Below are 24,672 nucleotides of genomic sequence, written 5' to 3'. Positions count from 1 at the left end.
TAGCGATGCGAAATCGATGGCAGCGGTTGATCGAGCCGCTGAAAGAACAGCTGCGCCTGTTGCTGACCATCAACCCCAGCGACCGGCGTTGGCAGATGCCCTTCGCCGCGGCGCTGGCCACCGGCCTGCCGCTGTTCGTCGGCGCCTGGTTCGACCGTCTCGATTACGGCCTGGTGTCATCGCTGGGCGGACTGGTCTTTCTCTATCTGCCCGCCACGCCGCTGTCGCATCGCATGGTCACGTTGATGGCCTGCGCCTTCGGCATGATCGCCTGCTACACCCTGGGCCTGATGAGCCACTTCTTTCCCTGGACCATGGTGCCGGTGCTGGTATTTATCTCGGTGCTGGTGACCATGGTTTGCCGCTTCTACCGGATCGGCATGCCGAGCAGTCTGTTCATCATCATGGCCGCCGCCATCGGTATGTACACCCCGCTGGAGGTGCTGCAGGTGCCGCTGATGGTCGGCTTGATCAGCATGGGCACGCTGCTGGCAGCGTTGATCGCCTTCTTCTACAGCCTGTACGTGCTGCGGTTGCAGGCGCCTAAACCGGTGGAGCCGCTGCCGCCGGCAAGCTTCGATTACGTGGTATTCGACTCGGTGCTGATCGGCGTTTTTGTCGGCATCTCGCTGGCGCTCGCCCAGGCTCTGCAACTGGAAAAGGCCTACTGGGTGCCGGTCAGTTGTCTGGCGGTGATTCAGGGCGTCTCGCTGCGCGCGGTGTGGAACAAGCAATTGCAGCGCATCCTCGGCACCGGGATCGGCCTGCTGGTCGCCTGGGGCATGCTGGTGTTGCCGCTGGACAAGTGGACCATCCCGCTGATGATGATGGTGCTGTGTTTCGTGGTGGAGACTGCGGTGGTCCGGCATTACGCCTTCGCGGCGATCTTCATCACGCCAATGACCATCCTGCTGGCCGAGGCGGCGACGCTGGGCCACGGCTCGGCCTCTACGCTGATCGAAGCACGCTTCTACGACACCGTATTGGGTTGCCTGGTCGGGCTGGTGGGTGCCGTCTGCCTGCATAGCCCACGCTTTCGCCAGATGTTTGGCGATCCGATGCGCCGTCTGATTCCGGCGCGTTTAGAACGGCGGTCGAACGCGACTAGCGAGGAATGATCGAAATCTTCCCGTCCTTTTCCAGGATCGCGAATTTGATCTGATCGATCCGTTCGAGGCCCTGCGAATGCCGGGCCGCTCCGAGAATGTCGTTTTCGTCGATCCGCGCCTTGCGCACGCGGCGTTCGAGCAGCTGACCATACTCGACGATGATCATCGGCTCCCCATCGATCAACTTGGCGAACCATTGCGACTTGTTCTTCAGCAGTGAAAGGGCGATGTCGAAGGTCACCAGCGAAACGATCACCAGCGTTGCATTGGCGATCGAGAAATCGTCGCCCAGCAAGGCCTGCTGCGTGGCCTCGCCGATGATCAGCAACAGCACGAAATCGAAGGTGGTCAGTTCCGAAAGCGTGCGCCGTCCGGCCAACCGAAACACCACCAGCACCACCAGATAAATCGCTGCGGCGCGAAGCACGGAGTCCATGGCATGTTCCTATGGGTAGATGAACTGTGTCAGCGTTACGGATTGTCCGTTCAGCTGGGCCACGCTTCGCGCCAGGCCTATCCCGTCGGGGCCTAGCGAGAGATAGGCGATTGCCCAGCCTTGCGCATCGGGCTGGAGTTGCACTCGCATGCCGTTGCCGAAACTCTCCGCAGTGATCGGTTGCGGATGAATGCTCTCGATGGTGAAGCGCTCCAGGAGCGCACCGTCAAGACTCAGCCAGACTTGACCGTCGGAGCTTGCCCTGGCTTCGATCTGCATTTGGCTGGCCGCTCCGTTGCGCTCGAAACGCTCGTACGTGATCAGCAGGTCGCCATTGGCCGTTCGAGCTTCGGTCTGGCTCAACGGGCCGGCGCCGAACACGCCGAGCAGAGTGATCGCGACGAGGCCGCACAGGGCTATCCAGCCAAACCGCTCCAGCTTCCACAGCCGCGCCTGCAGGCGCATGTCTTCCTTGATGGGGTAGTCCCGATTGTGAAACTCATCTTGCTCAGACAATTCGGAAGACATAGGTGTATGCCTTGGATGGCGGGCGCTGAACGGTAGAGCCGGGCCCCACGGCGAAGTTCATCAGGCACGTTGCGAGCACGGCACCGCATTCGCCGAATGGGCGACATCTTGCGATGATGAGGTATTAATCGGGACTGGCTAGATCACGCGTAATACCCAGCTATAGCGAAAGGCTTACAAGCTGTCGCGCTTATTTCCGCTTCAGCCGACGCCCTGGTGGGCTTAATCTACGCACACCTCTGAAGCGCAGGACGCGCTCAGGATCAAGGATGATCGACCACGCTAGGAAGGCACTTCAAAGGATTTGAAATGGTCAGGAAAAACCCGCTTCGGCGGGTTTTTCGTTTGTCTGGCAGAAAATTTCGTAGCGTTATCCAACAGCAAAAAGCGTCGTGGCTGAATTCGCCATTTCCCCGTAGGCGGAATCGCCCAGGCGCTTCCGTCATTTACCGCGAACCAGAATCAGCGATAAACATCACTGACGCGCCACCGCCACGATCTGCTCGATCAACCATTGCAACGCTGCATCCCGCTCCCGCTGGGCGACGCTGACGATGTCCAGCTGAAAGATGCCGAGATCGAACGGTAGGGCGAACAGTTGCAGCGGCAGCAGCTTGACGAAATGCCGTGCGAGCTGGGTCGGTAGCACTGCAGCCAGGTCGCTGCTGGCGACGATATGCGCGGCCTGCAGGTAGTTCGGCGTGGTGTACACCACTGCGCGGCTCAAACCCTGTTCTTCCAGCCACTGTTCGACCATGCCGCGCGTCTGCCCGCCATGCACCCAGAGATGGCGCAGGCGCAGGAAACTGTCCAGATCCAGCCCTTCACCCACTAGCGGATGATCCTTGCGCAGCGCGACCTGCAATGTCTCGCTGGCCCAGCGGCGGCGGTGAAAACGCGTCGGCACTTCGAGAAAACGGCCCAGCGCCAGATCCAATTCGCCGTTATCCAGCGCCTCGGCGGGCAGCGTCGGGCTCAGGTGCTCGATCACTAGCTGAATTCCCGGCGCCACCCTGGCCAGATGAGCCATCAGTGGCGGCATGCAGATCAGCTCTACGTAGTCGGTGACGGCGATGGCGAAGCGTTGCTGGCTGGTGGCCGGATCGAAGAAGTCGCCGGCGTTGAGCGTGTGCTCGATCTGCTGCAGCGCATCGCGGATCGGCGCTTCCAGGCTCAGCGCGCGTGGCGTGGGTTGCATGGCGCGTCCGACCCGTACCAGCAGCGGGTCGTCCAGCAGCTCGCGCAGACGATTGAGGGCATTGCTGACCGCCGGCTGGCTGAGCGACAGCCGCTGGGCGGCGCGGGAGACGTTGCGTTCGCGTAGCAGGGCGTCCAGCACGCGAAGCAGGTTGAGGTCGAAGTTGTAGATATTCATCTGATGAATCTGAATCATCACAAGACTAAATTTCAAAAATAGTACCTTCTTCATCTAAGGTAGGTCTTCTGATTTTTCTGCTTGCGACGAGGACTGCTGCAATGAGCCAAACCCGCTTCGATATCCAAACCGCCGCGGTAATCGGTGCTGGCACCATGGGCCGTGGCATCGTCATGAGCCTGGCCAATGCCGGCGTGCAGGTGCTGTGGCTGGACAATAACCCGGAAATGCTCGAACAGGCGCTAAGCGTGGTGGCCGACACCTACGCGCACAACGTGCGCCAGGGGCGTATCGACGAAGCTCAGGCCGCTGCCCGCCGTGCCTGCATCAGTAAGGCGGCCGACTATCAGGCACTGGCCGAGGTGGATCTGGTGATCGAGGCGGTTTACGAGAACCTCGAACTCAAGCAGAACATTTTCCGCGAGTTGGACGGCATCGTTAAGCCGAGCGGCATCCTCGCCAGCAACACCTCGGCGCTGGATATCGATGCCATCGCCGCTGTCACCGGGCGCCCCGAGCAAGTCGTGGGCCTGCACTTTTTCAGCCCGGCGCACATCATGAAGCTGCTGGAAATCGTCCGCGGCGCCCGAACCAGCGAGGCCGTGCTGGAGGCTGCCACCGAACTCGGCAAGCGCATGGGCAAGGTCAGCGTGGTCGCCGGCAACTGCCCGGGCTTCATCGGCAATCGCATGCTCAAGACCTACGTGCGCGAGGCGCGGGCGCTGCTCCTCGAAGGTGCCTACCCGCATCAGGTGGACGCCGCGCTGCAGGCCTTCGGCTTCGCCATGGGGCCGTTCCGCATGTACGACGTGGTCGGCATCGACCTGGAATGGCGCGCCCGCGAACTGGCCGGTGAGGGGCAGGACCAGCCCGAGGTGCAGATCGACAACCGCCTCTGCGAGCTGGGCCGCTTCGGCCAGAAATCGCGCATGGGCTACTACCGCTACGCCGAGGGCAGCCGCCAGGCCGAGCACGATCCCGAGGTGGATGCGCTGGCGCAGCGCGAGTCCGAACGCCTGGGTTATCAGCGCCGGGAGATCAGCGAGGAAGAAATCCGCGAGCGCTGCCTGCTGGCGCTGGTCAACGAGGGCGCGAAGATTCTCGAAGAGGGCATGGCCGAATCCAATACCGATATCGACACCGTCTACCTCAACGGCTACGGCTTCCCGGCGGAAGTCGGCGGGCCGATGACCTGGGCCGATCGCCAGGGCCTGCCGGCGATTCGTGATCGCTTGAATGCCCTGGCCGAGCGCCATGGCGAGCACTGGAAGCCAGCCGAGCTGATCGACAGCCTGGCCACCCTCGGCGGGCGCTTCGTCGACTACAAGAAGGAGGCCTGAGCATGGAATACAAGGCGCCCTTACGTGACATGCGCTTCGTGCTGCATGAGCTGTTCGATGCCACGGCCCACTGCGAACTGCTGGGCAACGGCCTCGATCGCGAGTTGATCGACGGCGTGCTGGAAGAGGCGGCGCGCTACACAGGCGGCGAGATCGCCCCGCTCAATCGCAACAGCGACGAGGAAGGCGTGACCCTGGAAAACGGCGAGGTGAAAACCCCGCAGGGCTTCGTCGAGGCCTACCAGCAGTACGTCGACAACGGCTGGGCGAGCATGACCGGGCCGAGCGAATACGGCGGTCAGGGATTCCCGCAACTGGTGGCCTGCAACTTCCACGAGATGCTGATGGCGGCGTCGCTGTCGTTTCGCATCTACTCCGGCTTGACCGAAGGTGCGGTGCTGGCGCTGTACAAGCACGGCAGCGACGAACTGAAGAATGCCTATCTGGCGAAGCTGGTCAGCGGCCAGTGGAGCGGCACCATGTGCCTGACCGAGCCCCAGGCCGGTACCGACTTGGCGCTGCTGCGCACCAAGGCAGAACCGCAGGCGGACGGCAGCTACCGGGTCAGCGGCAGCAAGATCTTCATCTCCGGCGGCGAGCATGACATGAGCGAGAACATCGTGCACCTGGTGCTGGCGCGCCTGCCGGATGCGCCGGCTGGGGTGAAGGGCATCAGCCTGCTGCTGGTGCCCAAGTTCATCGCCAACGCCGACGGCACGCCGGGCGAACGTAATGCGCTGTGCTGCGGTGCCATCGAGCACAAGATGGGCATCAAGGGCGCGGCCACCTGCGTGATGAACTTCGACGGCGCCACCGGCTGGATCGTCGGCGAGCCGAACCAGGGCCTGGCCTGCATGTTCACCATGATGAACGATGCGCGCTTCCAGGTCGGGCTGCAGGGGCTGGGTATCGCCGAACAGGCCTATCAGGGCTCGCTCGCCTATGCCCGCGAGCGACTTCAGTCGCGTGGGCTGGCGGGTGCGCAATACCCGGATAAGCCGGCCGACCCGATCATCGTTCATCCGGACGTACGACGCATGTTGCTGACGCAGAAGACCCTGGTGGAGGGCAGCCGCATGCTGGCGGCCTACTGCGCGCGGCAGCTGGACCTGGAGCACGGCCATCCCGAGCCGAGCTGCCGCAAGGCGGCGAGCAAGCGCGCGGCGCTGCTGATTCCCATCGTTAAGGCGTTCTTCACCGACATGGGCCAGGAAGTGGCCAGCCTCGGCGTGCAGATCTACGGCGGCCACGGCTATATCCGCGAATGGGGCATGGAACAGCTGATGCGCGACAGCCGCATCACCCAGCTCTACGAGGGCACCAATGGCATTCAGGCGCTGGATTATATTCGCCGCAAGCTGCTCGGTGACGGCGGCGCTGAGTTGTCAGCGTTGCAGGCCGAATTCAGCGAGATTTGCGATGGTCAGCTCGATCGGCCTGCGCTGCGCGAGCTGGCGAGCCGGGTGCAGGCGCGCATCGGCGAATGGCGCGAGCTGACCGCCGAGATCATCGCCGCGACCCAGCGCGACCCCCAGGAGATCGGCGCGGTCTCGGTGGATTTCCTCCAGTATTCGGCCTATGTGCTGCTGGCCGGCTTCTGGTTGCAGGCCGCAGCAAGGGCGCAGGATGCGTTGGACGCAGGGACCGGAGAAGAGGCCTTCTACCAGGCCAAGCTGGCAAGCGCGGATTTCTATCTGCGCCGTGTATTACCGCGTGCCAGTGGTCATCGTGAAGCGATCCAGGGCGGCGCGGATTGTTTGATGGCGTTGCCGGAGGCGGATTTCGCATTCTAGCGCTGCTTGTGAGCGCTACCCACCCCCCCCTCACCCCAACCATCTCCCCGGAGGGGAGAGGGAGCTGGACCGAGTGAGATTCGCGCACAGTGTTCGCCGTTGCACGGAAATACCCCCTCGCCCTCCGGGAGAGGGCAGGGGTGAGGGTGCTTTTAAAGTCCCCGCCGAAGCCGAACCATAAAAATCAGGAGGCACCGATGCATCCGTTCAGTTTTGCCACAACCGCTCAGTTGATCTGCGAACCCGGCTCTTCACGGCGCCTGGCCGGCCTTTGCAAGGAGCGCGGGGCGCGCTCGGTGCTGGTGGTGACCGATCCGGGCATCACCCGTTTCGGTCTGCTCGGCGAGGTGTTGCCAGGCTTCGAGAATGAAAGCTTGCAGGTCGCCGTCTACGACCAGGTGCTGGCCGACCCACCGGAAAATATCGTGCTGGCGGCTGTGGAGCAGGCGAAGTCGGCGAAGGCGGATCTGGTGATCGGCTTTGGCGGCGGCAGCTCGATGGACGTAGCCAAACTGGTGGCGTTGCTAGCGCACCCGGATTGCGCGCAATCGCTGGCGGACATCTACGGTGTGGGTAACGCCAGGGGGCAGCGGCTGCCGCTGATCCAGGTGCCGACCACCGCCGGCACCGGTTCAGAGGTGACGCAGATCGCCATCGTCACCACCGGCGAAACCACCAAGATGGGCGTGGTTTCGCCGTTGCTGCTGCCTGATCTGGCACTGCTCGACGCCGATCTCACCCTCGGCCTGCCGCCAGCGGTGACCGCCGCCACTGGCATCGACGCCATGGTGCACGCCATCGAGGCCTACACCAGCGCGCTAAAGAAAAACCCGCTGTCCGACCTTTTGGCCCGCGAGGCGCTGCGCCTTCTTTCGGCCAACCTGCACGAGGCGGTACACAACGGTGGCAACCGCGAGGCGCGCCAGGCGATGCTGCTCGGTGCCTGCCTCGCCGGCCAGGCCTTCGCCAACGCGCCGGTGGCCGCCGTGCATGCGCTGGCCTATCCCCTGGGCGGCAATTTCCATATTCCCCACGGATTGTCCAATGCGCTGGTGCTGCCGCACGTGCTGCGCTTCAACGTCAGCGCGGCGACCACTCATTACGGTGAGCTGGCGCCCATTGTGCTGGGCGACAGACTGCGCAGCGACGATCCGGCAACCTTCGCCGAGCAACTGATCGAGGAGCTCGGTGTGCTGAGTGGGCGCATGGGCCTGCCGACCCGTCTGCGCGACGCTGGCGTACCGGAAGACATGCTGCCGCAACTGGCGAAGGAGGCGATGCTCCAGCAGCGATTGCTGGTGAACAACCCGCGCGAAATCACCGAAGTCGATGCGCTGGCTATCTACCGAGCCGCCTACTGATCTTAATGGCGCACCGCGCTTACCGCGCCGCGTCGACTTGCCTTCAAGGAATGCCGAATGGCCGAACAACCGCAGCACCTGCGCGACGACTACCACCACTTCCAGCCGATCACCACGCGCTGGCACGACAACGATATCTACGGTCACGTAAATAACGTCGTTTACTACAGCTATTTCGACAGCGCGGTGAACGCTTACCTGATCGAGCGAGGCGGGTTGGACATCCACGAAGGCGAGGTAGTGGGTTTCGTGGTCAGCTCATCCTGTGATTACTTTGCATCCATTGCTTTTCCCGATGCTCTGGAAGTTGGCTTGCGGGTCAGCAAGCTCGGCAACAGTTCGGTGCAGTATGAGTTGGCGATCTTCAAGGCAGGGGAGGCACCGGCCTGTGCGGCAGGGCGCTTCGTCCATGTATTCGTGGACCGCGCCAGCAATCGGCCGACGCCAATCCCGAATGGCTTGCGCCAGGCACTGGAAGCGCTGTTGGTGGTGGCCGAATAATTTGGCCCTACGGCAATCTCTGCGGTTACTGTAGGGCCGAGCCTGTTCGGCCTCGGATCGCTGTACTGGGGTCGAATAACTTCGACGATACAACTTCCGACTGATGTGATTAGTCGTGATGCTTGTGTTTATGTTTGTGCTTGTAATGCCCTTTGGCTTTACCCGGATGGCTACGATATCGGCGGTCGTCACGGTAGCGGCGATCACTTCGATAGTCGTCATCATCATCGCCGTAGGCATTGCCGACCGCACCGCCAGCACCACCACCAACGGCCGCACCGATGAGTCCGCCCGTGCTGCCACCGACGCGTTGACCGATGACATTGCCACCTGCGGCACCCAGGCCACCGCCTATGGCCGCTTCGGTACGGCTGCGTTTGTCAGCACCGACCATGCCGCCTGCCGCGCCGCCCACGCCAGCGCCGATAGCGGCGCCTGTCGAGCCACCGAGGTGCTCGCCGACCACCGAACCCAGCGCTCCACCCAGGGCGCCACCAACAGCGGCTTCGGTGTTGCTACCCGCATAGGCCGCGCTGCTAAGCAGGCTCGCGGACAAGAGCAGAATCGAGGAATACTTCATGGTGAACCTCTCAATGAATGGCGTCGCGATCCTCACGTCCCAGCCCCGCCCTCCGCAAGCAGTCACCGATGAAAGGTGTGATGCTTGTCTATTTTTATAAGTATTTGATTTTGTAGGCGGAACTCCCAACAAGCGAAACGGTCATAAATCGCTTCGGCAGCGCCTCCAGGCGCTTTTTCTGTGCCTGCGTCATGCAGCAGCTTCTCAGAAGGAGCGATGGATCGCCCCATGCGCGCGAACGGCTATGTCTGGGCGTTTGCCTGGAGTGGGCTGAATACCCGCGGTGGGCTGCGATGGGGAATGTGGATGAGGTTAAGGTTGTGGCGCTGCGCCCATTGTGCCGCCAGGCCGGTTGGCGAGGAAAAGCTGACCAGCGTGGGGATGCCCGCACGCTGCACCTTATGAATCAGCTCGAGGCTACAGCGGCTAGTGACCACGGCAACACCCCCGGAGACGTTCTGTTTCATGCGGCTCAATGCGCCGATCAGCTTGTCCAGCGCGTTGTGCCGGCCGATGTCTTCGCGACCCAGGCGGATTTCGCCCTGCGCGTCGATGAACAGAGCGGCGTGCACCGCGCCGCAGGTCTGAGCCAATGGCTGAAATTCGGCGATGCGCTGACGCAAGTCATGCAGCCAATGGGCCGGCGGCAGGGGCGCGACCGGCATCACCGGTAGGTGTGGCAGCGCCTGCTCCAGGGCTTCGACGCCGCATAATCCGCAACTGGCGTTGCCGGGCAGCTGTCGACGCTGCTCCTTGAGTTTCCAGAAGGCGCGACTGGCGATCTCGACATCGGCCTGGCGACCGCTGCCGGCGCCGCTGATATGAATGTCGTAGATATCGCTGACGTCCTCGACGATACCGCTGCCAAGGCTGAAACCCACCACGAAATCCTCGAGGTCGGCCGGCGAGACCATCATCACCGCCTGGCTGATGCCGTTATAGGCGATCGCCAGGGCACACTCTTCGGCCAGATCCACAGGTTCGCGCTGGGTCTCTCCGAGCGCCTGAAAGTAATAGCGCTGGCTGGCCTCGGTTGGCGTGTTGCTATCCGAGGCGATGTTGAGGTGGCGTGGAGTGCTCATGGCAGGCTCGATATTGACTGCAGGTGTGCCGACCGGTCGACTGTGAAGGGCCTCGGGCGGATTTTCAATGCGTGCTGCGCCCGAAGCATGATGACCGCTATCCGTCATATGCCAGCATGCCGCGAACCCGTGCTGCCAGATGGTCGATTTGGAACGGCTTGCTGATCATGTCCATGCCCGCTTCGAGAAAGCCGCTGCTGGCCGCCTGCTCGGCATAGCCGGTCATGAATAGTACGCTCAGGCCGGGGCGATGCTGGCGGGCGATGTCTGCCAATTGCCGGCCATTCATTCCCGGCAGACCGACGTCCGAAACCAGCAAATCGATGCGTTCGCCGCTTTCCAGAAATTCAATAGCGGCGTTGGCCTCAGCGGCCTCCAGCGCGCGGTAGCCGAGCATGCCCAACACATCCAGCACCAGTTGACGCACGGCCGGATCGTCTTCGACCACCAGCACGGTTTCGCCTTGCAACGCCTGCGGTGGCTGCTCCGTCGGGCTGCTGGTCGCCGCCGGCATCGGCAGCGCGTGGTGCGCGGGAAGATACAGCGTGACCTCGGTGCCATTACCGGGCTCGCTGCGGATCTGCACGTGACCGCCGGCCTGACGGGCGAAACCGTAGATCATCGATAGCCCGAGGCCGGTGCCTTGGCCGATCGGTTTGGTGGTGAAGAACGGTTCGAACGCGGCGGCCAATACCTTGGGCGTCATGCCGCAGCCGCTGTCGATCACGCTGAGGGTGACGTAGCGGCCCGGAGCCAGTTCACCCACTTCCGATTGGCTCGACAACTGCACGTTAGCGGTGGCGATATACAGGCTGCCTCCGTCGGGCATCGCATCGCGGGCGTTGATGACCAGGTTGAGCAGGGCGCTCTCCAGTTGATTCTCGTCGCTGTTGGCGGCCCACAGGTCCGGCTGCAACTGCGCATCGACCAAAATATGACCGCCCAGGGTGCGCACCATCAGGTCGCGCATCGATTCGACCATGGCATTCAGGTCGACGCGCTTGAGGTTCAGCGGCTGGCGCCGGGCAAACGCGAGCAGACGATGGGTGAGGGCCGCGGCGCGGTTGGCCGAGGTGACCGCGGCATCGATGAAGCGCTGGGTTTCGGCGTGACGGCCGGTCTGGTTGTAACGCTGGATCAGGTCCAACCCGCCGATGATGCCGGTGAGCATGTTGTTGAAGTCGTGGGCGATGCCGCCGGTGAGCTGGCCGACCGCTTCCATCTTCTGCGCCTGGCGCAGGGCTTCCTGTGCCTGTTCGCGGCTGGCCATTTCCTTGAGCAACCGCTCGTAGACTTCGGCCAGTGCAGTGGTGCGCTCCTGCACGCGGCTTTCCAGGGTTTCATTGAGTTCGCGTAGCGCCTGTTCCGCCTGCCAGCGCTCGGTAACGTCCTGGCAGAGGACGAAGAAGCCCTGCACCTGCCCTTCGGCATCGCGGCGTGGCAGGTAGTGCATCAGCGCATGGCGCGGCTTGCCGTCGTGGTGCGGCATGTAGGCCTCGAAGACCATCGGTTCGCCGGCCAGCGCAGCGCTGATCTGCTCGCGCCGCTCGTTGTACGCGCGTTCGCCGACGACCTCTATCAGGCGCTTGCCGTACAACCACTCGGGCGACTGGCCGAACCAGTTCTGGTAGTGGCGGTTGTTGAAGCGATAGCGCTCTTCCTGGTCCACGTAACCGATGAGCACCGGCAACGCGTCGGTGATCGTCATGATTTCCGCTTCGCTGCGGCGCAGCGTTTCCTCCTCGCTGTGGCGCAGGCAGAGCAGGCGGCCGGCGATCTGCCGATCATCATCGCGGACGGGGCTCAGTGCCAGATCGAACCAGACGCCGCGCTGGGCGTCGCCTTCGGGCAGGCGGTAGTTGCGCAGAAGGCATGCTTGGCTGCGGTCGCCGCCATTGCAGGCATCGTTCAGTTCGGGCCAGACCTCGCCCCAAGTGGTGGCGACCGGTGCGCCGATCGCGGCGGGGTGACCAGTGCCGATCAGGGCTGCGTGCGCGTCGTTGTACAGCTGCACGTCTTGATCGCCCCAAAGCAAACACATGGGCAATGGCGCCTCGAGCAAGGTGTCGAGCAGCACGCGTAGCGAGACCGGCCAGCCATGGATCGGACCCAACGGCGTTGCGCTCCAGTCATGGTTGCGGATGCGCCCGCTCATTTCGCTGTTACCGGCCGGCCAGGCTCCAGGATCTATTGGCATGGGTCTCCCATCGAATGTGCGGCGGGCCATTCGGCATCTTTCATTACAGTTAGGCGGCGTGGTCTGGTACCCACAGCATAGTTACCGAAGGCATCGCCGTCCTCGGCATTCTTCTGACAGAGGCTGTGAGAAATAGGCCGGCGGCGCGCACGCGTTCAGTCCGCATAACCCTGCAGGCTGCGAATAAGCTCGAGATAGTCATCGACTGCGGTGAATTCTTCGGTGTTTTTCTGCCCGCGCCGGCTGTCCGGCTCACGGATGGCCAGCAGATGAGCGACGCCGTAGTCGCGGGCGCTGCGCAATACCGGCAGGCTGTCGTCGATGAACAGCGAAGTGGCGGGATCGAAATCCAGATCCGCTTTCAGCGCATCCCAGAACTGGGCCTGCTCCTTGGGAAAGCCATAGTCGTGGGAGCTGATCAGCCGGTCGAACCAGGGCGCCAGCTCGATGCGTTCGAGCTTCAGCGACAGGGAATCGCGGTGCGCATTGGTGATTAGCACCACCCGCTTGCCGGCATCGCGCAGGGCCGCGAGAAATTCGTCCGCAGCCGGGCGCAGGGCGATCAAGTCGGCGATCTCGCGCTTCATCTCGCGTATCGGCAGGTTCAGCTCGCGGGTCCAGAAATCCAGGCAGTACCAGGTGAGCTTGCCCTCGTGCTCATTGAACAACGGCGCCAGTTCCAGCTCGGCCATGGCCTGACTAATGCCGTGCAGCTGGGCGTAACGTTGGGGCAGGAATTCGAGCCAGAAGTGGTTATCGAAGTGCAAATCCAGCAGGGTACCGTCCATGTCCAGCAGGACGGTGTCGATTTCAGACCAGGGCAGCGAAGCGATCATGGCAGGCTCTTTTCAGCAATTGGCGCAATGGTGCGACAGCGGTCGGTTCGATGCAAAGTGGTCGGCACGGAAAGCCGGGTTACAGGCCGCATAACCGAGCGCGGTAGTTTCCACACTGCCTGTTATGATTGCGGTTCGCGTTTCAAAGGATCCTCCCATGCGCCAGAAACCAACAGTGCTTGCCCGTGAGATCGTCGCTACCAGCCGTCTGTTCCGTGTCGAGGAGCTGCAGTTGCGGTTTTCCAACGGCGTCGAGCGCACCTACGAACGGCTGGTCGGCAAGGGCGCCGGTTATGGTGCGGTGATGATCGTCGCGCTGGAAGACGACGGCAAGGCGCTGTTGGTCGAAGAGTACTGCGGTGGCACCGACACCTATGAGCTGTCTCTGCCCAAGGGGCTGATCGAGCCGGGTGAAGATGTGCTGGACGCCGCCAACCGCGAACTCAAGGAGGAAGCCGGCTTTGGCGCGCGCACGCTCGAATGGCTGACCGAGCTCTCGCTCTCGCCCGGTTACATGAGCCAGAAGATCCAGGTGGTGCTGGCCCGCGATCTCTATCCCGAACAACTGCCAGGCGACGAACCGGAGCCGATGCGCGTCGATCGGATCGACCTGCGTGAGCTGTCGAGCCTGATCCAGAATCCGCAATTCAGTGAAGGCCGTGCGCTGGCGGCCTTGTATCTGGCGCGTGATTTGTTGAGCCAGCGTGGGGAGTTCAACGAATGAGCCATCCGTATCTGGCACCAGTCATCGACCTGGTACGCGCTGCGGGCCAAGCCATCCTGCCGCATTGGCGCAGCGGCGTGCAGGTCCATGAAAAGGCTGATGCCTCGCCGGTTACCGCGGCCGACATGGCCGCTCATCATCTGCTGGCCGACGGCCTGCGCGCATTGGATCCCGACATCCCGGTGCTTTCGGAAGAGGATTGCAACCTGAGCCTGGCCGAACGGGCGGGTTGGACGCGCTGGTGGTTGGTCGATCCACTGGACGGCACCAAGGAATTCATCGCCGGCAGCGAGGAGTTCACCGTCAACGTGGCGCTGATCGAACAGGGGAAGGTGCTGTTCGGCGTGGTGGGCATTCCGGCCAATGGCCGCTGTTATTACGGCGGTGCCGAGTACGGCGCCTGGCGCGCTGAAGCCGACGGCGCGGCGCAGCCGTTGCAGGTGCGCCACGAGCCGGCCGAGGGTTTCACGGTGGTCGCCAGCCGTCGTCATTCGAGCCCGGCGCAGGAGCATTTGCTTGACGGGTTGCGCCAGCGCTTCGGGGAGCTGGTGCTGACCAATGTCGGCAGCTCGCTGAAGCTGTGCCTGCTGGCCGAAGGCGCTGCAGATTGTTATCCGCGCCTGGCACCGACCTCGCAGTGGGACACCGCCGCTGCTCAGGGCGTGCTCGAGGGCGCGGGCGGAGAGGTGCTGGATGTTACGGGCGCGACGCTGACCTACGAAGCGCGGGAGAGCTATCTCAATCCATCCTTTTTGGCGTTGCCGCGCGCTGTGACGTGGCGTGCCGCGCTCATCGAACTGGCGAATCGCTGATTTGTAGCCATCGCGCAAGCCGTGTCCGGGCTGGTAGTGCTAACCCTTTACTTGAAGGCGACCACCATGACCAGCCAGGCGCTTGAGGGGAACGCTGGAGCCGTGTCGTGTCATTGAAAACGCCCATCGGGATACGTCAATGGATCTGGCGCGCCTTCGTCCGGAGTGCGTTGATTCCGCTAGTACTGGTCGAAGTGGTGCTGATCGCCGCCTACTTGCTGACCAACAATGCGATCCGGGACGCGCAGACAGAACATCTGCGCGAAACCGCGCTGGCTGAACTGCAGACCGCGGTTGCCCGCGAGGCACGGATCATCAGCCAGCAGCTGCAGCAGGTGGCCAGCGCCACCACCCTGTTCCGCAACTTCACCGCTCGGGCGTTGGAAGACGAAAGCACTGAACCGCTGCCGCAGCTGCGGCTCGACCCTCAAGGGGTGCGCTACAGCCCGCACGACGACGGCGGCGCGGCAAGCTTCTATTCCGCGGCCACCGCGCCCGAGCAGCAGGACCTGGAGAAAGTGGCGCGCCTGCGCCGCCTCGATCCGCTGATGAAAGAGCTGCACGCCGGCAACCCACTGATCGCCAGCCTCTATTTCAATAGCTGGGACAGCTACAACCACATCTACCCTTGGTTCAACACGGCGGAGCAGTATCCGCCGGACATGGATATCCCCAGCTACAACTTTTATTACCTGGCCGGCTCCTGGCATAACCCGGCGCGTCGGGTGGTCTGGACGGATGTATATCTGGACCCGGCCGGGCATGGCTGGATGATGTCGGCCATCGCGCCGGTGTACCGCGACGATTATCTGGAAGGGGTCACCGGCATCGATATCACCGTCAACGGCATCCTGCAGCAGATCGCCGGCTTGCGGGTGCCTTGGGGCGGTTATGCGATGTTGATCAGCCGCGACCTCAACATCATGGCGCTGCCCGAAGCCGGCGAGCACCAGTTTGGCCTCGATGAGCTGACCGAACACTCCTACGAGGAAGCGATTCGCCGGGAAATATTCAAGCCTGAAGATTTCCACCTCGGGCGCCGCCCCGAAACCCGGCAGTTGGCACATGCCATCGCCGCGCAGCCCGATGGCGTGCAGCGTGTGAGCCTCGATGGCCGGCAGCAGCTGGTGGCCTGGGGGACGGTGGAGCAGACCGGCTGGCACCTGCTGACAGTGGTGGACGAGGCCGAGGTGTTCAGCCAGACCAATACGCTCGCCAGCCACTATCGGCAGATCGGCTATCTGTTGATCGCTGGCCTGCTGCTGTTCTACGTGCTGTTTTTCGCCTACATGTGGCTGCGTGCGCGGCAACTCAGCCAGTCGCTGCTAGCGCCTATCGCCAGCATTTCGCAGATGATGGGGCAGATCGGGCAACGTCAGTGGCGATCGCAGCCGGTCGCCTCCGACATTCGTGAACTCGACGATCTGGCGCAGCATACCCATGCCATCGGTGGTCAGCTGGAGCTCAGCGAGGCGCAGCGCTCGCAGGCGCAGGAACGCCTCGAATTGGTGCTCGAAAGCGCGACCGAGAGCCTCTGGGAAAGCGATACGCGCAACGGCACGCTGCACGTTCGCGGGCGTCTGCCGGCCCGCTTCGGGCTCCCTTCGTCGCAGCTCAGCCAAGCGCAGTTTCTGCAACGCATTCATCCGCGCGACGTGCCCCGCGTGCGTGCCGAGATGACGCGCATGCTCATGGGGCACGCGCTGCACTACGAATGCGAGTTCCGCCTCGCCGACGCGCTCGGTGAGTACCACTGGTTGTTGAGTCGCGGCAGGGTGCTCGAGCGCGACCCGCAGACCGGTGAAGCTACGCTGCTGGCCGGCACCCATGTCGACATCGATGCGCTCAAGCGAGTCGAGGAAGACTTGCGCCACGCCACGCAGCAGGCCCTGGCGGCCAACGAGGCCAAGACCCATCTGATTTCCAGCATCAGCCACGAATTGCGTACCCCGCTGAACGCGATCCTCGGCTTCGCGCAGCTGATGCGCATGGACTGCTCGCCCGAAACCAGTCCGGAGGCGGCCGACTACCTCGATGAAATCCTGCTGGCCAGCCGCCATCTGAACCAGCTGCTCGGCGACATTCTCGATTGGTCGAGCCTTCAGGCCGAGCGCCCGCGACTGGCGCTCGAACGGGTCGAGGTCACCGCACTGATGCGCGAATGCGCCGAGCTAGTGGCGCTCGACGTCAAGCGCCACGGTTTGCAGTTGGCGTTCGATCTGCCGGCGGGGCCCATCGAGGTGCTGGCCGAACCGCGGCGTCTGCGTCAGGTAGTGCTTAACCTGCTGTCCAACGCGATCAAATACAACAGGCCGTCCGGGCAGATTCTGCTCAGCATCGAAACGGTGGCTGGCCAGGTGCGCCTGTTGGTCGAAGATACGGGTCTCGGAATAGACGAGGCGCTGCAGGCGCGAATGTTCGAGCCGTTCCAGCGCCTGGGTCGCGAGAACTCGAACATTCAGGGCGCCGGTATCGGGCTGTCTCTGTGCCTGGAATACGCCAAGTTGATGGGCGGCAGTATCGGAGTGAAAAGCGAGTTGGGTACCGGTAGCCTGTTCTGGATTGCACTGCCGATCATCGAGCCGCCGCCGAGTTTGCCGACTCATGAGCGGCCGCGGATCGTCTATGTCGAAGACGATCCGGCCAGCCAACTGCAGGTGCGCAAGGCGCTGGGAGACCTCGGTGAGGTCAGCGTGGTTGGCAATGGTCGGACGGCGTTGGAGCAGGTGCTGAGCGATCCACCGGACCTGCTGGTGCTGGACCTGAATCTTCCCGAACTGACGGGAGATGAGCTGCTGAGGCTGCTGCGCAAGGCTCCGGCCACGCGGGAATTACCGGTTATCGTGCTCAGTGCGGCCATTGAAGAGGCCGGGGGTATCGATTGCCAGGGATGGCTGGGCAAGCCACTGGACCTCGACGAGCTGCGCCGGCTGGTCCGCGCCTGTTTGCAGGCGCTTGACCTGAAACCGAGCTAGTCGGCGAGCTCGCCGCTGAGATTGAGCGCGAACCAGTGTTCGACCTCCGCTTGCGACAGCCCGGCGCCGAGCAACGCAAACAGCTTGCCCAGCGCTGCTTCGCGAGTCATCCCGCCGCCGGAAACCAGACCGCTGGCGGCCAGCTTGCTGCCGGCCGCGTAGATGCCGAACTCGACGTGACCCTGCGGGCACTGGCTGATCGCCGCGAGCACCACGCCACGCGCATGTGCTTCCCTCAATGCGGTCAGCAGCTCCTCATCATCCGAAGGCCCCGTGCCGCTGCCGTAGCATTCGAGCACTAGGCCCTGCACGTCACTTGCGAGTACCGCGCGCACCTGCGCGGCCTGGATGCCCGGATACAGCGGCAGCACGGCCAGGTTGACCGGCTGGCGCGGCTGACGGTAATCCAGCGCCGATTCGACACCCGATGCGCCTTGACCCATGCGTGGGCGTGGCAGTACGGCGAAGGCATCGAACTCGGTGGCGCTCAGCTTGGTGAGTCGCGCGCCGTGCATCAGCTTGCCGTGAAAATAGACCTGCACATCGGGCCGGATGCCTTCGCGCAGCGCCTGTAATGCACCAGACAGGTTCGCCCAGGCGTCGCTGTCCGGTATGCCGGCTGGCAGCATCGAGCCTGTCAGCACCACTGGCACGGGCAAGCCGAGCAGCAGAAAGCTCAGGGCGGCGGCGCTGTAGGCAAGCGTGTCGGTGCCGTGCAGCAGCAATACGCCGTCGCAGTGGCCGGCGTCCACTTCCTCGGCAATGGTGGCAGCCATCACCAGCCAGTTGCGCTGGGTCATGGACGCGCTGTCGATGGGCGGCAGCAACTCGCGGAAATACCAATCTGGCCAAACTTGGGCGTCCGTGGCTTGCCGGTCGCGCAAACGTGCTTCGAAACCGCTTGAGGGCGTCAGCCCTTGGTCGCTCATCTGCATGCCGATGGTCCCGCCGGTATAAAGAACCAACAGGCGTTTTTCAGGTCTGGTCACGGTGATTTTCCTGCCGGTTGGCTCATCTGGCGTGATCGCCTCTGTACTTTCGGACGGAACTGTCCGACCTGGACTGTCTCAAGCTTTTGCTGGCTTGGGCCAGCGCTCTCTCAATCTGCTGCGGTGATTCATGCAAAGCCTGCTCGAAGAAATTCTCGATGAAGTGCGTCCCCTGCTGGGCCGGGGCGCGGTGGCCAACTACATTCCGGCGCTGGCGGAGGTCGACCCGGGGCAATTGGGTATCGCCGTCTACGGTGTAAGCGGCAAGACCTGGCAGGCGGGCGATGCGCAAACGCCGTTCTCGATCCAGAGCATCTCCAAAGTATTCAGTTTGGTCCAGGCGATCCAGCATTCCGGTGAGGGTATCTGGTCGCGCCTGGGTTACGAGCCCTCCGGGCAACCGTTCAATTCGCTGGTGCAGCTGGAGTTCGAGGCTGGCCGGCCGCGAAATCCCTTCATCAACGCCGGCGCGCTGGTGATCTGCGATATCAATCAGTCGCGCTTCGCCGCGCCGACGCTTTCGTTGCGCGATTTCGCCCGGCGGCTTTGTGGTAATCCGTTGATCGTCTCCGATGCCAAGGTTGCCGCGTCCGAATACCAGCACCGCGCCCGCAATGCGGCCATGGCCTATCTGATGCAGGCGTTCGGCAATTTCCACAACGATGTCGAGACGGTGCTGCACAGCTATTTCCATCATTGTGCGTTGCGCATGAGCTGCGTGGACCTGGCGCGCGCCTTCGCGTTTCTGGCACGTGAAGGGCACTGCCTGCACAGTGACGAGCAGGTGCTCAGCGCGCGTCAGGCCAAGCAGGTCAATTCGATCATGGCAACCAGCGGTCTCTACGACGAAGCGGGCAATTTCGCCTATCGGGTCGGCCTGCCGGGCAAGAGCGGCGTAGGCGGCGGCATCGTTGCGGTGGTGCCGGGGCGCTTCAGCGTCTGCGTCTGGTCACCCGAGCTGAACGCCGCCGGCAACTCACTGGCTGGCATGGCGGCGCTGGAAAAGCTCACCGAACGGATCGGCTGGTCGATCTTCTGACCAGCCGTGCATCGCTGCGCTACCGGCTCAACGTTGCAGCACGGTTCCGGCTACGGGCGCTTCGCTGGTTGGCGCGGGTGTGGCCGGCCAGGCGCTGTGGTCGATGTCCAAGTCAGCGTAATCCTTCGCATTGAGCACCGGCTGCTCGATGCCGGCGCGTACCTGTGCATCGTAGTCGTGCATCAGGCGCAGGCCGGTCTTGAACAGCAGTGCCACGGCGATCAGGTTGACGATCGCCAGCAGGCCCATGGTCAGGTCGGCGAAGGCGAACACGGTGCCCAGATCCTGCAGCGAACCCCAGAGCACCAGGGCAATCACCAGCGCACGGTAGCCCTGGATCAGGGCACGCTTGTCGCTGAAGAAGCCCAGTGCGTTCTCGCCCAGGTAGTAGTTGTAGATCAGGGTGGTGAACACGAAGAGCAGCAGCGCGATGCTGATGAATACCCGGCCCCACTCGCCGACGACCGCAGCCAACGCCGTTTGCGTCATGACCACGCCCGCGACGTCTGCGGTCTCGGGGCTGTAAACGCCCGACAGCAGGATGATCAGCGCTGTGCTGGTGCACACCAGCAGGGTGTCGATGAACACGCTGAGCGACTGCACGATGCCTTGCGTCGCCGGGTGCTTCACTTCGGCCACTGCCGCGACGTTCGGTGCGCTGCCCAGGCCGGCCTCGTTGGAGAACAGCCCCCGCTTGACGCCCATGATGATTGCCGCGCCGATGCCTCCGGCGAATGCCGGTTCGAGACCGAATGCGCTGCGCACGATGAGCGTCAGTGCTTCGGGCACCATTTCGGCGTTCAGGCCGATCACCACCAGCGCCATGCCGATATAGGCGAAGGCCATGATCGGCACGAGAACGTCTGCGATGCTGGCGATACGGCGGATGCCGCCGAAAATGATCATCGCCATGATGACCGCCAGCGCCACGCCGCTGATGTAGGTAGGCACGCCGAAGGTGTCGTACATCGAGCTGGCCACTGTGTAGGACTGCAGTGCGTTGAAGCCGAAGCCGAAGGTAACCAGCAGCAAGACCGAGAACAGTACCGCCATCCAGCGCTGGCGCAGCCCGTGCAGCATGTAGAACGCCGGGCCGCCACGGTAGCTGCCGTCCGCCTGGCGGCGCTTGTAGAGTTGCGCCAGCGAGCATTCGAAATAACTGGTGGCCATACCGACCAGCGCCACCATCCACATCCAGAACACCGCACCCGGCCCGCCGAGCATGATGGCGACCGCGACGCCGGCGATGTTGCCCGCGCCGACACGACCGGCGACGCTGAGCATCAGCGCCTGGAACGAACTGAGCTGGCCGGGCTTGCGCTTGAAGGCCTCGCCGAAGATACGGAACATGCTGCCGAAGTAGCGGAACTGGACGAAGCCGGAGCGGATCGTGAAATACAGACCCAGGCCGACCAGCATGACGATCAGGAGCTTGCTCCAGATGAGGTCGTTGAGAATATCGAGCATGGCGTAGTGATCTCTTGTTGTTTTGGAAGTAAGGAACGCAGGGGCGGAATGGTTGGCCAGACGCATTGGTCACACAATTACGCAGGTCGCGGCGAGTTGGCGCGAGTTGATGCTAGTATTGCGCCGCTCGCATCACCGGAACAGATCATGCACGACCATCTCGGCGCCAATCTCAAGCTGCTTTGCAGTCACTACCGCTCGATCGCCGAGGTGTGCCGGAAGCTGTCCATCAACCGCGCCCAGTTCAACAAATACCTGAACGGCCAGAGCCGCCCGACCGCGCACAACCTCAAACGCATCTGTGATTTTTTCGGCGTCGAAGGCTATGAACTGGCCCTGCCCAGCGACCAGTTCGCCCAGCTGATCGGCATGCGCAGCCATGATCACGAACGCATCGCCGCCAGCGACCCGCTGCTCGAGCTGTTTCAGCCGCTACGCGACAACGCGAGCAGCCTTTCACGCTACTGCGGGTATTACTTCGAGTACGCCAACTGCATGTCAGTGCCGGGAAAGATCCTGCTGTCGCTGGTGCACCTGCGCGAGGATCGCGGCAGCTTCGTTTTCGAACGGCAGGAGCGACAGGAACAGTCGCGCGCTGACAATCCCAAGGCCGAGGATTGGGTAGTGCGTTGCCGTTATCTGGGCGCGGCGTTCTATCTGCAGGATCGCCTGTTCCTCATCGACTACGAGTCGCTGACGAGCAACGAGATGAGCCAGACCATTCTTATCCCCAGCTTCAAGAGCCGCATCAAACGCCTGAACGGACTCAAGACCGGCGTCTCCAGTGGCGATCGACGAACCCCGTTATGCACGCGCGTGGTGTGGGAATACCTGGGCAGCGAGATCAACCGGGTCAACGCCTATCGCCAGGTCATGCTCTACGACCTGGACGATCCGCGCATCGACCCGGAAATCCGTGAGCGGCTGGCATCGGCGTCCATGCGCGATGGATTGTTCGAGATCGAGTAGCGGCGGGCTCGCGTTCGCCTTGGCTGGGGCCCGCGGTTGAGGTCAGGCGCCAATAGCGCCTTGCACTCCATTGGCGTAGTGGGAGGTTCAGCAGAGCTCGGGATGTTTGACGCAGCTGCCGTAGCCTTCGGTCTTCATCTCATCCAGCGCCTTCTGCAGGCGCGTGACGACTTCATCGGGCGTGTCCTTGTTCAGGGCCAGGTACAGCGGGGCGGAGTTGAACACCAGCACGGTGTTGAAATCGCTCACGCCTTCCTGCCTGGCGTAGTGGCGCCAGACCGGGTCCGAGGTGGCCCAGAGATCAATCGTGCCACTGAGCAGTTTTTGCAGATTTTCCTGATCGCGCAGCGCATTGATCGGCGCCAGGCCCTGGGCTTCGACGCGCTGGCTGACGGCGCTGCTCTTGTACGCTCCAATCCGATAGCCTCTGGCCTGCTCGAGGCTGGTCAGCTTGAGGTCCGTACCCGGCGCCGAAAGCAGCACGCTTTCGTACTGGGCTATGGGGCCGACCCATTTGAATAGTGGTCGGCGCTCATCGGTCATGGACGTGGAGAACAGGCCGTGGTCGGGCAGATCGAGCGTCGACTGATAGATGCGATCCCAAGGAAAGCGCAGCGTCATCGAGTAGGCGATGCCGGCGCGCTTGAACATTTCCCGAACGGTGGTCGCGCTGACGCCTTGGATGTTCTGCTCGCGCGCGAAGTTTTTGCCGTCGTCGGCCATGTTGAAAGGCGGGAAGTTCTCGGTTTGCAGCACTACTTCGTAGCCCTGCGGAAGCTCCGCTTGAGCGAGCGGCGCGGCAACGAAAGAGCTGAGCAACATGGTAACGGCGAGTAGTGTGCGCATGGGGCCTCCGAAGAATCGGCGGATTCTACGCAAGGCCTGTAAGCGGTGATTTGTGCCGTATCACGGTTCTGGCTGTGGTTGGTGCATGATCATCTCTGCCGCTATGGGCTGAGCAAAAAAAGCCCGCGCTTTGAGTCAGCGCGGGCGTTATAGCCTTCATCCGATCCGGCATACCCGCTCGCGGAAGCCGTGGGGCAAGCAGCACGTAGGCGGTATGCCGTCAGCCCTTTAGCGGCACCAGCCGCGGCGCAATCATATTCTCCGGGCGCAGGATGTCGTCCAGGGTGGCGTCGTCCAGCAGTTGTTCCTCGCGCACCAGCTCCAGCACGCCGCGACCGCTGAGCAGCGCCTGGCCGGCGATGCGGGTGGCATTCTCGTAGCCGATGTAGGGGTTCAGCGCGGTGATCAGGCCGATGGAGTTCTCCATCAGCTCGCGGCAGCGATCCTCGTTCGCCGTGATGCCGACGATGCAATGCTCGCGCAGCATGTCCATGGCGCGCTGCAGCAGGCGGATCGAATCGAACAGTTTGAAGGCGATCAGCGGCTCCATGACGTTGAGCTGCAGCTGGCCGGCTTCGGCGGCGATGGTCAGCGACAGATCGTTGCCGATCACCTCGAAGGCGACTTGGTTGACCGCCTCCGGGATCACTGGGTTGACCTTGCCCGGCATGATCGAACTGCCCGGCTGGCGTGGCGGCAGGTTGATCTCGTTGATGCCGGTACGCGGGCCGCTGGAGAGCAAGCGCAGGTCGTTGCAGATCTTCGACAGCTTGACCGCCAGACGCTTGAGCATGCTCGAGAAGGTGACGAAGGCGCCCATGTCAGAGGTGGCTTCGATGAGGTCGGCAGCGGGTTTCAGCGGATGCCCACTGATGGTCGCCAGGCGTTGCACGGCCAGGGCCTGATAGTTCGGGTCAGCGTTGATGCCGGTACCGATGGCGGTGCCGCCGAGGTTCACTTCGACCAGCAGCTGCGGCGCGATCAGGCGCAGGTGCTCAAGGTCTTCACCAAGCGTGGTGGCGAAGGCGCGGAATTCCTGGCCGAGGGTCATCGGCACCGCGTCCTGCAGCTGGGTGCGGCCCATCTTGAGCACGTGGGCGAATTCCGCACCCTTGTCGGCGAAGGCGCCGACCAGGCTGTCTAGGCTGGCCAGCAGGGTGTCGTGGCCGAGCAGCAGGCCCAGGCGAATGGCCGTGGGGTAGGCATCGTTGGTCGACTGCGCCATGTTCACGTCGTTGTTCGGGTGCAGGTGGCGATACTCGCCCTTGGCATGGCCCATGTATTCCAGCGCCAGGTTGGCGATCACCTCGTTGGCGTTCATGTTGGTCGAGGTGCCGGCGCCGCCCTGGATCATGTCCACCACGAACTGGTCGTGAAAATCACCACGAATTAGCTGCGCGCAGGCCTGGCTGATGGCCAGGTGCTTGGCGTCGCTCAGATGGCCCAACTCGCGGTTGGCATCCGCTGCTGCCTGCTTGACCATCGCCAGCGCGACCACCAGTTTCGGGTAATGCGCCAGCGGCACGCCGGAGAGGCGGAAGTTATGAACGGCGCGCAGGGTTTGGATGCCGTAGTAGGCGTCAGCGGGTACTTCAAGGGAGCCGAGCAGGTCTTTTTCGAGTCGGAACGATGCAGCGGAGGACATGAGGAATCTCTTCCGAGAGAAAGCGGCATTAGCCGCGAAGGCCGCTACCATAGGGCCTGAGGCCCATT

The 24,672-nt window shown here is 63.0% G+C and carries 21 protein-coding genes; 10 read left to right on the top strand and 11 right to left on the bottom strand.

The genetic code is table 11. The annotated features are described in order from the left end of the window. Nucleotides 1-5 precede the first annotated feature (5 nt). Complete coding sequence (locus tag GYM54_RS12640) at nt 6-1,118, top strand: FUSC family protein (RefSeq protein ID WP_197445330.1); 1,113 nt, start codon at nt 6-8, stop codon at nt 1,116-1,118. On the opposite strand, the gene GYM54_RS12635 is transcribed toward GYM54_RS12640, so the two are convergent. The 3 genes from GYM54_RS12635 to GYM54_RS12625 all read right to left on the bottom strand — a co-directional run bounded on the left by GYM54_RS12635 (nt 1,105) and on the right by GYM54_RS12625 (nt 3,448). After that, nucleotides 1,105-1,545, bottom strand: a complete 441-nt coding sequence (locus tag GYM54_RS12635) for a DUF421 domain-containing protein (RefSeq protein WP_197445329.1) — start codon at nt 1,543-1,545, stop codon at nt 1,105-1,107. The two genes, GYM54_RS12640 and GYM54_RS12635, sit on opposite strands and share 14 nt — an antisense overlap. A 9-nt stretch (nt 1,546-1,554) precedes the next feature. Continuing rightward, nucleotides 1,555-2,073, bottom strand: coding sequence for a hypothetical protein (locus GYM54_RS12630; RefSeq protein WP_197445328.1), 519 nt, complete (start codon nt 2,071-2,073; stop codon nt 1,555-1,557). Between the two features lie 475 nt (nt 2,074-2,548). Beyond that, nucleotides 2,549-3,448 carry a LysR substrate-binding domain-containing protein gene (locus GYM54_RS12625; protein WP_197445378.1) on the bottom strand — a complete coding sequence of 300 codons (900 nt, stop codon included), beginning with the start codon at nt 3,446-3,448 and terminating at the stop codon, nt 2,549-2,551. A gap of 101 nt (nt 3,449-3,549) precedes the next feature. Between GYM54_RS12625 and GYM54_RS12620 the strand changes: the two genes are divergently transcribed. From GYM54_RS12620 to GYM54_RS12605, 4 genes are all read left to right on the top strand, one after another. Continuing rightward, nucleotides 3,550-4,788, top strand: coding sequence for a 3-hydroxyacyl-CoA dehydrogenase (locus GYM54_RS12620; RefSeq protein ID WP_197445327.1), 1,239 nt, complete (start codon nt 3,550-3,552; stop codon nt 4,786-4,788). A 2-nt stretch (nt 4,789-4,790) separates the two neighbouring features. Continuing rightward, on the top strand, nt 4,791-6,581 hold the full coding sequence (locus tag GYM54_RS12615) for an acyl-CoA dehydrogenase C-terminal domain-containing protein (protein WP_197445326.1): 1,791 nt from the start codon (nt 4,791-4,793) through the stop codon (nt 6,579-6,581). 197 nt (nt 6,582-6,778) lie between these two features. Continuing rightward, nucleotides 6,779-7,942 carry an iron-containing alcohol dehydrogenase gene (locus GYM54_RS12610; protein WP_197445325.1) on the top strand — a complete coding sequence of 388 codons (1,164 nt, stop codon included), beginning with the start codon at nt 6,779-6,781 and terminating at the stop codon, nt 7,940-7,942. A gap of 57 nt (nt 7,943-7,999) precedes the next feature. Continuing rightward, complete coding sequence (locus GYM54_RS12605; RefSeq protein WP_131651271.1) at nt 8,000-8,443, top strand: thioesterase family protein; 444 nt, start codon at nt 8,000-8,002, stop codon at nt 8,441-8,443. A gap of 109 nt (nt 8,444-8,552) precedes the next feature. Here the strand turns inward: GYM54_RS12605 and GYM54_RS12600 are convergent, their stop codons facing one another. The 4 genes from GYM54_RS12600 to yrfG all read right to left on the bottom strand — a co-directional run bounded on the left by GYM54_RS12600 (nt 8,553) and on the right by yrfG (nt 13,138). Then, nucleotides 8,553-9,023, bottom strand: a complete 471-nt coding sequence (locus GYM54_RS12600; protein WP_131651272.1) for a glycine zipper domain-containing protein — start codon at nt 9,021-9,023, stop codon at nt 8,553-8,555. Between the two features lie 242 nt (nt 9,024-9,265). Continuing rightward, complete coding sequence (fdhD, locus tag GYM54_RS12595; RefSeq protein WP_181103164.1) at nt 9,266-10,105, bottom strand: formate dehydrogenase accessory sulfurtransferase FdhD; 840 nt, start codon at nt 10,103-10,105, stop codon at nt 9,266-9,268. A 97-nt stretch (nt 10,106-10,202) separates the two neighbouring features. After that, nucleotides 10,203-12,302 carry a PAS domain-containing protein gene (locus tag GYM54_RS12590; RefSeq protein WP_197445324.1) on the bottom strand — a complete coding sequence of 700 codons (2,100 nt, stop codon included), beginning with the start codon at nt 12,300-12,302 and terminating at the stop codon, nt 10,203-10,205. A 155-nt stretch (nt 12,303-12,457) separates the two neighbouring features. Further along, nucleotides 12,458-13,138 carry a GMP/IMP nucleotidase gene (yrfG, locus tag GYM54_RS12585; RefSeq protein WP_197445323.1) on the bottom strand — a complete coding sequence of 227 codons (681 nt, stop codon included), beginning with the start codon at nt 13,136-13,138 and terminating at the stop codon, nt 12,458-12,460. 157 nt (nt 13,139-13,295) lie between these two features. On the opposite strand from yrfG, the gene nudE reads away from it, so the two are divergent. The 3 genes from nudE (at nt 13,296) to GYM54_RS12570 (ending at nt 17,649) form a co-directional block, all read left to right on the top strand. Beyond that, complete coding sequence (gene nudE / locus GYM54_RS12580; RefSeq protein WP_197445322.1) at nt 13,296-13,862, top strand: ADP compounds hydrolase NudE; 567 nt, start codon at nt 13,296-13,298, stop codon at nt 13,860-13,862. Further along, the gene (cysQ, locus tag GYM54_RS12575; protein WP_197445321.1) at nt 13,859-14,674 is read left to right on the top strand and encodes a 3'(2'),5'-bisphosphate nucleotidase CysQ; all 816 of its coding nucleotides are present in this window, start codon (nt 13,859-13,861) and stop codon (nt 14,672-14,674) included. Before nudE ends, cysQ begins: the two co-directional genes overlap by 4 nt. A 107-nt stretch (nt 14,675-14,781) precedes the next feature. After that, entirely contained in the window at nt 14,782-17,649 is a 2,868-nt protein-coding gene (locus GYM54_RS12570) for a hybrid sensor histidine kinase/response regulator (RefSeq protein WP_197445320.1), read from the top strand. On the opposite strand, the gene GYM54_RS12565 is transcribed toward GYM54_RS12570, so the two are convergent. Then, the gene (locus tag GYM54_RS12565) at nt 17,646-18,638 is read right to left on the bottom strand and encodes an asparaginase (RefSeq protein WP_197445319.1); all 993 of its coding nucleotides are present in this window, start codon (nt 18,636-18,638) and stop codon (nt 17,646-17,648) included. The genes GYM54_RS12570 and GYM54_RS12565 overlap by 4 nt on opposite strands. Nucleotides 18,639-18,768: 130 nt before the next feature. Here GYM54_RS12565 and glsB point away from each other — a divergent pair, with 130 nt between their 5' ends. Continuing rightward, on the top strand, nt 18,769-19,677 hold the full coding sequence (gene glsB, locus GYM54_RS12560; RefSeq protein ID WP_197445318.1) for a glutaminase B: 909 nt from the start codon (nt 18,769-18,771) through the stop codon (nt 19,675-19,677). Between the two features lie 27 nt (nt 19,678-19,704). Here glsB and GYM54_RS12555 read toward each other — a convergent pair whose 3' ends face one another. Further along, a complete protein-coding gene (locus GYM54_RS12555) occupies nt 19,705-21,144 on the bottom strand; it encodes a sodium:alanine symporter family protein (protein WP_197445317.1) in 1,440 nt (479 codons plus the stop codon). A 147-nt stretch (nt 21,145-21,291) separates the two neighbouring features. Between GYM54_RS12555 and GYM54_RS12550 the strand changes: the two genes are divergently transcribed. Then, complete coding sequence (locus GYM54_RS12550) at nt 21,292-22,113, top strand: helix-turn-helix transcriptional regulator (RefSeq protein WP_131651281.1); 822 nt, start codon at nt 21,292-21,294, stop codon at nt 22,111-22,113. Nucleotides 22,114-22,200: 87 nt separating this feature from the next. Here GYM54_RS12550 and GYM54_RS12545 read toward each other — a convergent pair whose 3' ends face one another. Both GYM54_RS12545 and GYM54_RS12540 read right to left on the bottom strand, forming a co-directional pair. Then, the gene (locus GYM54_RS12545) at nt 22,201-22,959 is read right to left on the bottom strand and encodes an ABC transporter substrate-binding protein (RefSeq protein ID WP_197445316.1); all 759 of its coding nucleotides are present in this window, start codon (nt 22,957-22,959) and stop codon (nt 22,201-22,203) included. A gap of 220 nt (nt 22,960-23,179) precedes the next feature. After that, the gene (locus GYM54_RS12540) at nt 23,180-24,604 is read right to left on the bottom strand and encodes an aspartate ammonia-lyase (RefSeq protein ID WP_197445315.1); all 1,425 of its coding nucleotides are present in this window, start codon (nt 24,602-24,604) and stop codon (nt 23,180-23,182) included. Nucleotides 24,605-24,672: the final 68 nt, after the last annotated feature.

The organism is Pseudomonas sp. MTM4 (assembly GCF_019355055.1).
Lineage (GTDB): Bacteria > Pseudomonadota > Gammaproteobacteria > Pseudomonadales > Pseudomonadaceae > Stutzerimonas.
The sequence above is the reverse complement of the archived record's forward strand: the minus strand, read 5'-3'. Positions and strand labels throughout refer to the sequence as shown.

What these genes read in the sequence shown, in the direction of transcription:
- GYM54_RS12640 (WP_197445330.1), top strand. Translation starts at nt 6, where the DNA reads ATGCGAAATCGATGGCAGCGGTTGATCGAGCCGCTGAAAGAACAGCTG.
- GYM54_RS12635 (WP_197445329.1), bottom strand. Translation starts at nt 1,545, where the DNA reads ATGGACTCCGTGCTTCGCGCCGCAGCGATTTATCTGGTGGTGCTGGTG.
- GYM54_RS12630 (WP_197445328.1), bottom strand. Translation starts at nt 2,073, where the DNA reads ATGTCTTCCGAATTGTCTGAGCAAGATGAGTTTCACAATCGGGACTAC.
- GYM54_RS12625 (WP_197445378.1), bottom strand. Translation starts at nt 3,448, where the DNA reads ATGAATATCTACAACTTCGACCTCAACCTGCTTCGCGTGCTGGACGCC.
- GYM54_RS12620 (WP_197445327.1), top strand. Translation starts at nt 3,550, where the DNA reads ATGAGCCAAACCCGCTTCGATATCCAAACCGCCGCGGTAATCGGTGCT.
- GYM54_RS12615 (WP_197445326.1), top strand. Translation starts at nt 4,791, where the DNA reads ATGGAATACAAGGCGCCCTTACGTGACATGCGCTTCGTGCTGCATGAG.
- GYM54_RS12610 (WP_197445325.1), top strand. Translation starts at nt 6,779, where the DNA reads ATGCATCCGTTCAGTTTTGCCACAACCGCTCAGTTGATCTGCGAACCC.
- GYM54_RS12605 (WP_131651271.1), top strand. Translation starts at nt 8,000, where the DNA reads ATGGCCGAACAACCGCAGCACCTGCGCGACGACTACCACCACTTCCAG.
- GYM54_RS12600 (WP_131651272.1), bottom strand. Translation starts at nt 9,023, where the DNA reads ATGAAGTATTCCTCGATTCTGCTCTTGTCCGCGAGCCTGCTTAGCAGC.
- fdhD (WP_181103164.1), bottom strand. Translation starts at nt 10,105, where the DNA reads ATGAGCACTCCACGCCACCTCAACATCGCCTCGGATAGCAACACGCCA.
- GYM54_RS12590 (WP_197445324.1), bottom strand. Translation starts at nt 12,302, where the DNA reads ATGCCAATAGATCCTGGAGCCTGGCCGGCCGGTAACAGCGAAATGAGC.
- yrfG (WP_197445323.1), bottom strand. Translation starts at nt 13,138, where the DNA reads ATGATCGCTTCGCTGCCCTGGTCTGAAATCGACACCGTCCTGCTGGAC.
- nudE (WP_197445322.1), top strand. Translation starts at nt 13,296, where the DNA reads ATGCGCCAGAAACCAACAGTGCTTGCCCGTGAGATCGTCGCTACCAGC.
- cysQ (WP_197445321.1), top strand. Translation starts at nt 13,859, where the DNA reads ATGAGCCATCCGTATCTGGCACCAGTCATCGACCTGGTACGCGCTGCG.
- glsB (WP_197445318.1), top strand. Translation starts at nt 18,769, where the DNA reads ATGCAAAGCCTGCTCGAAGAAATTCTCGATGAAGTGCGTCCCCTGCTG.
- GYM54_RS12555 (WP_197445317.1), bottom strand. Translation starts at nt 21,144, where the DNA reads ATGCTCGATATTCTCAACGACCTCATCTGGAGCAAGCTCCTGATCGTC.
- GYM54_RS12550 (WP_131651281.1), top strand. Translation starts at nt 21,292, where the DNA reads ATGCACGACCATCTCGGCGCCAATCTCAAGCTGCTTTGCAGTCACTAC.
- GYM54_RS12545 (WP_197445316.1), bottom strand. Translation starts at nt 22,959, where the DNA reads ATGCGCACACTACTCGCCGTTACCATGTTGCTCAGCTCTTTCGTTGCC.
- GYM54_RS12540 (WP_197445315.1), bottom strand. Translation starts at nt 24,604, where the DNA reads ATGTCCTCCGCTGCATCGTTCCGACTCGAAAAAGACCTGCTCGGCTCC.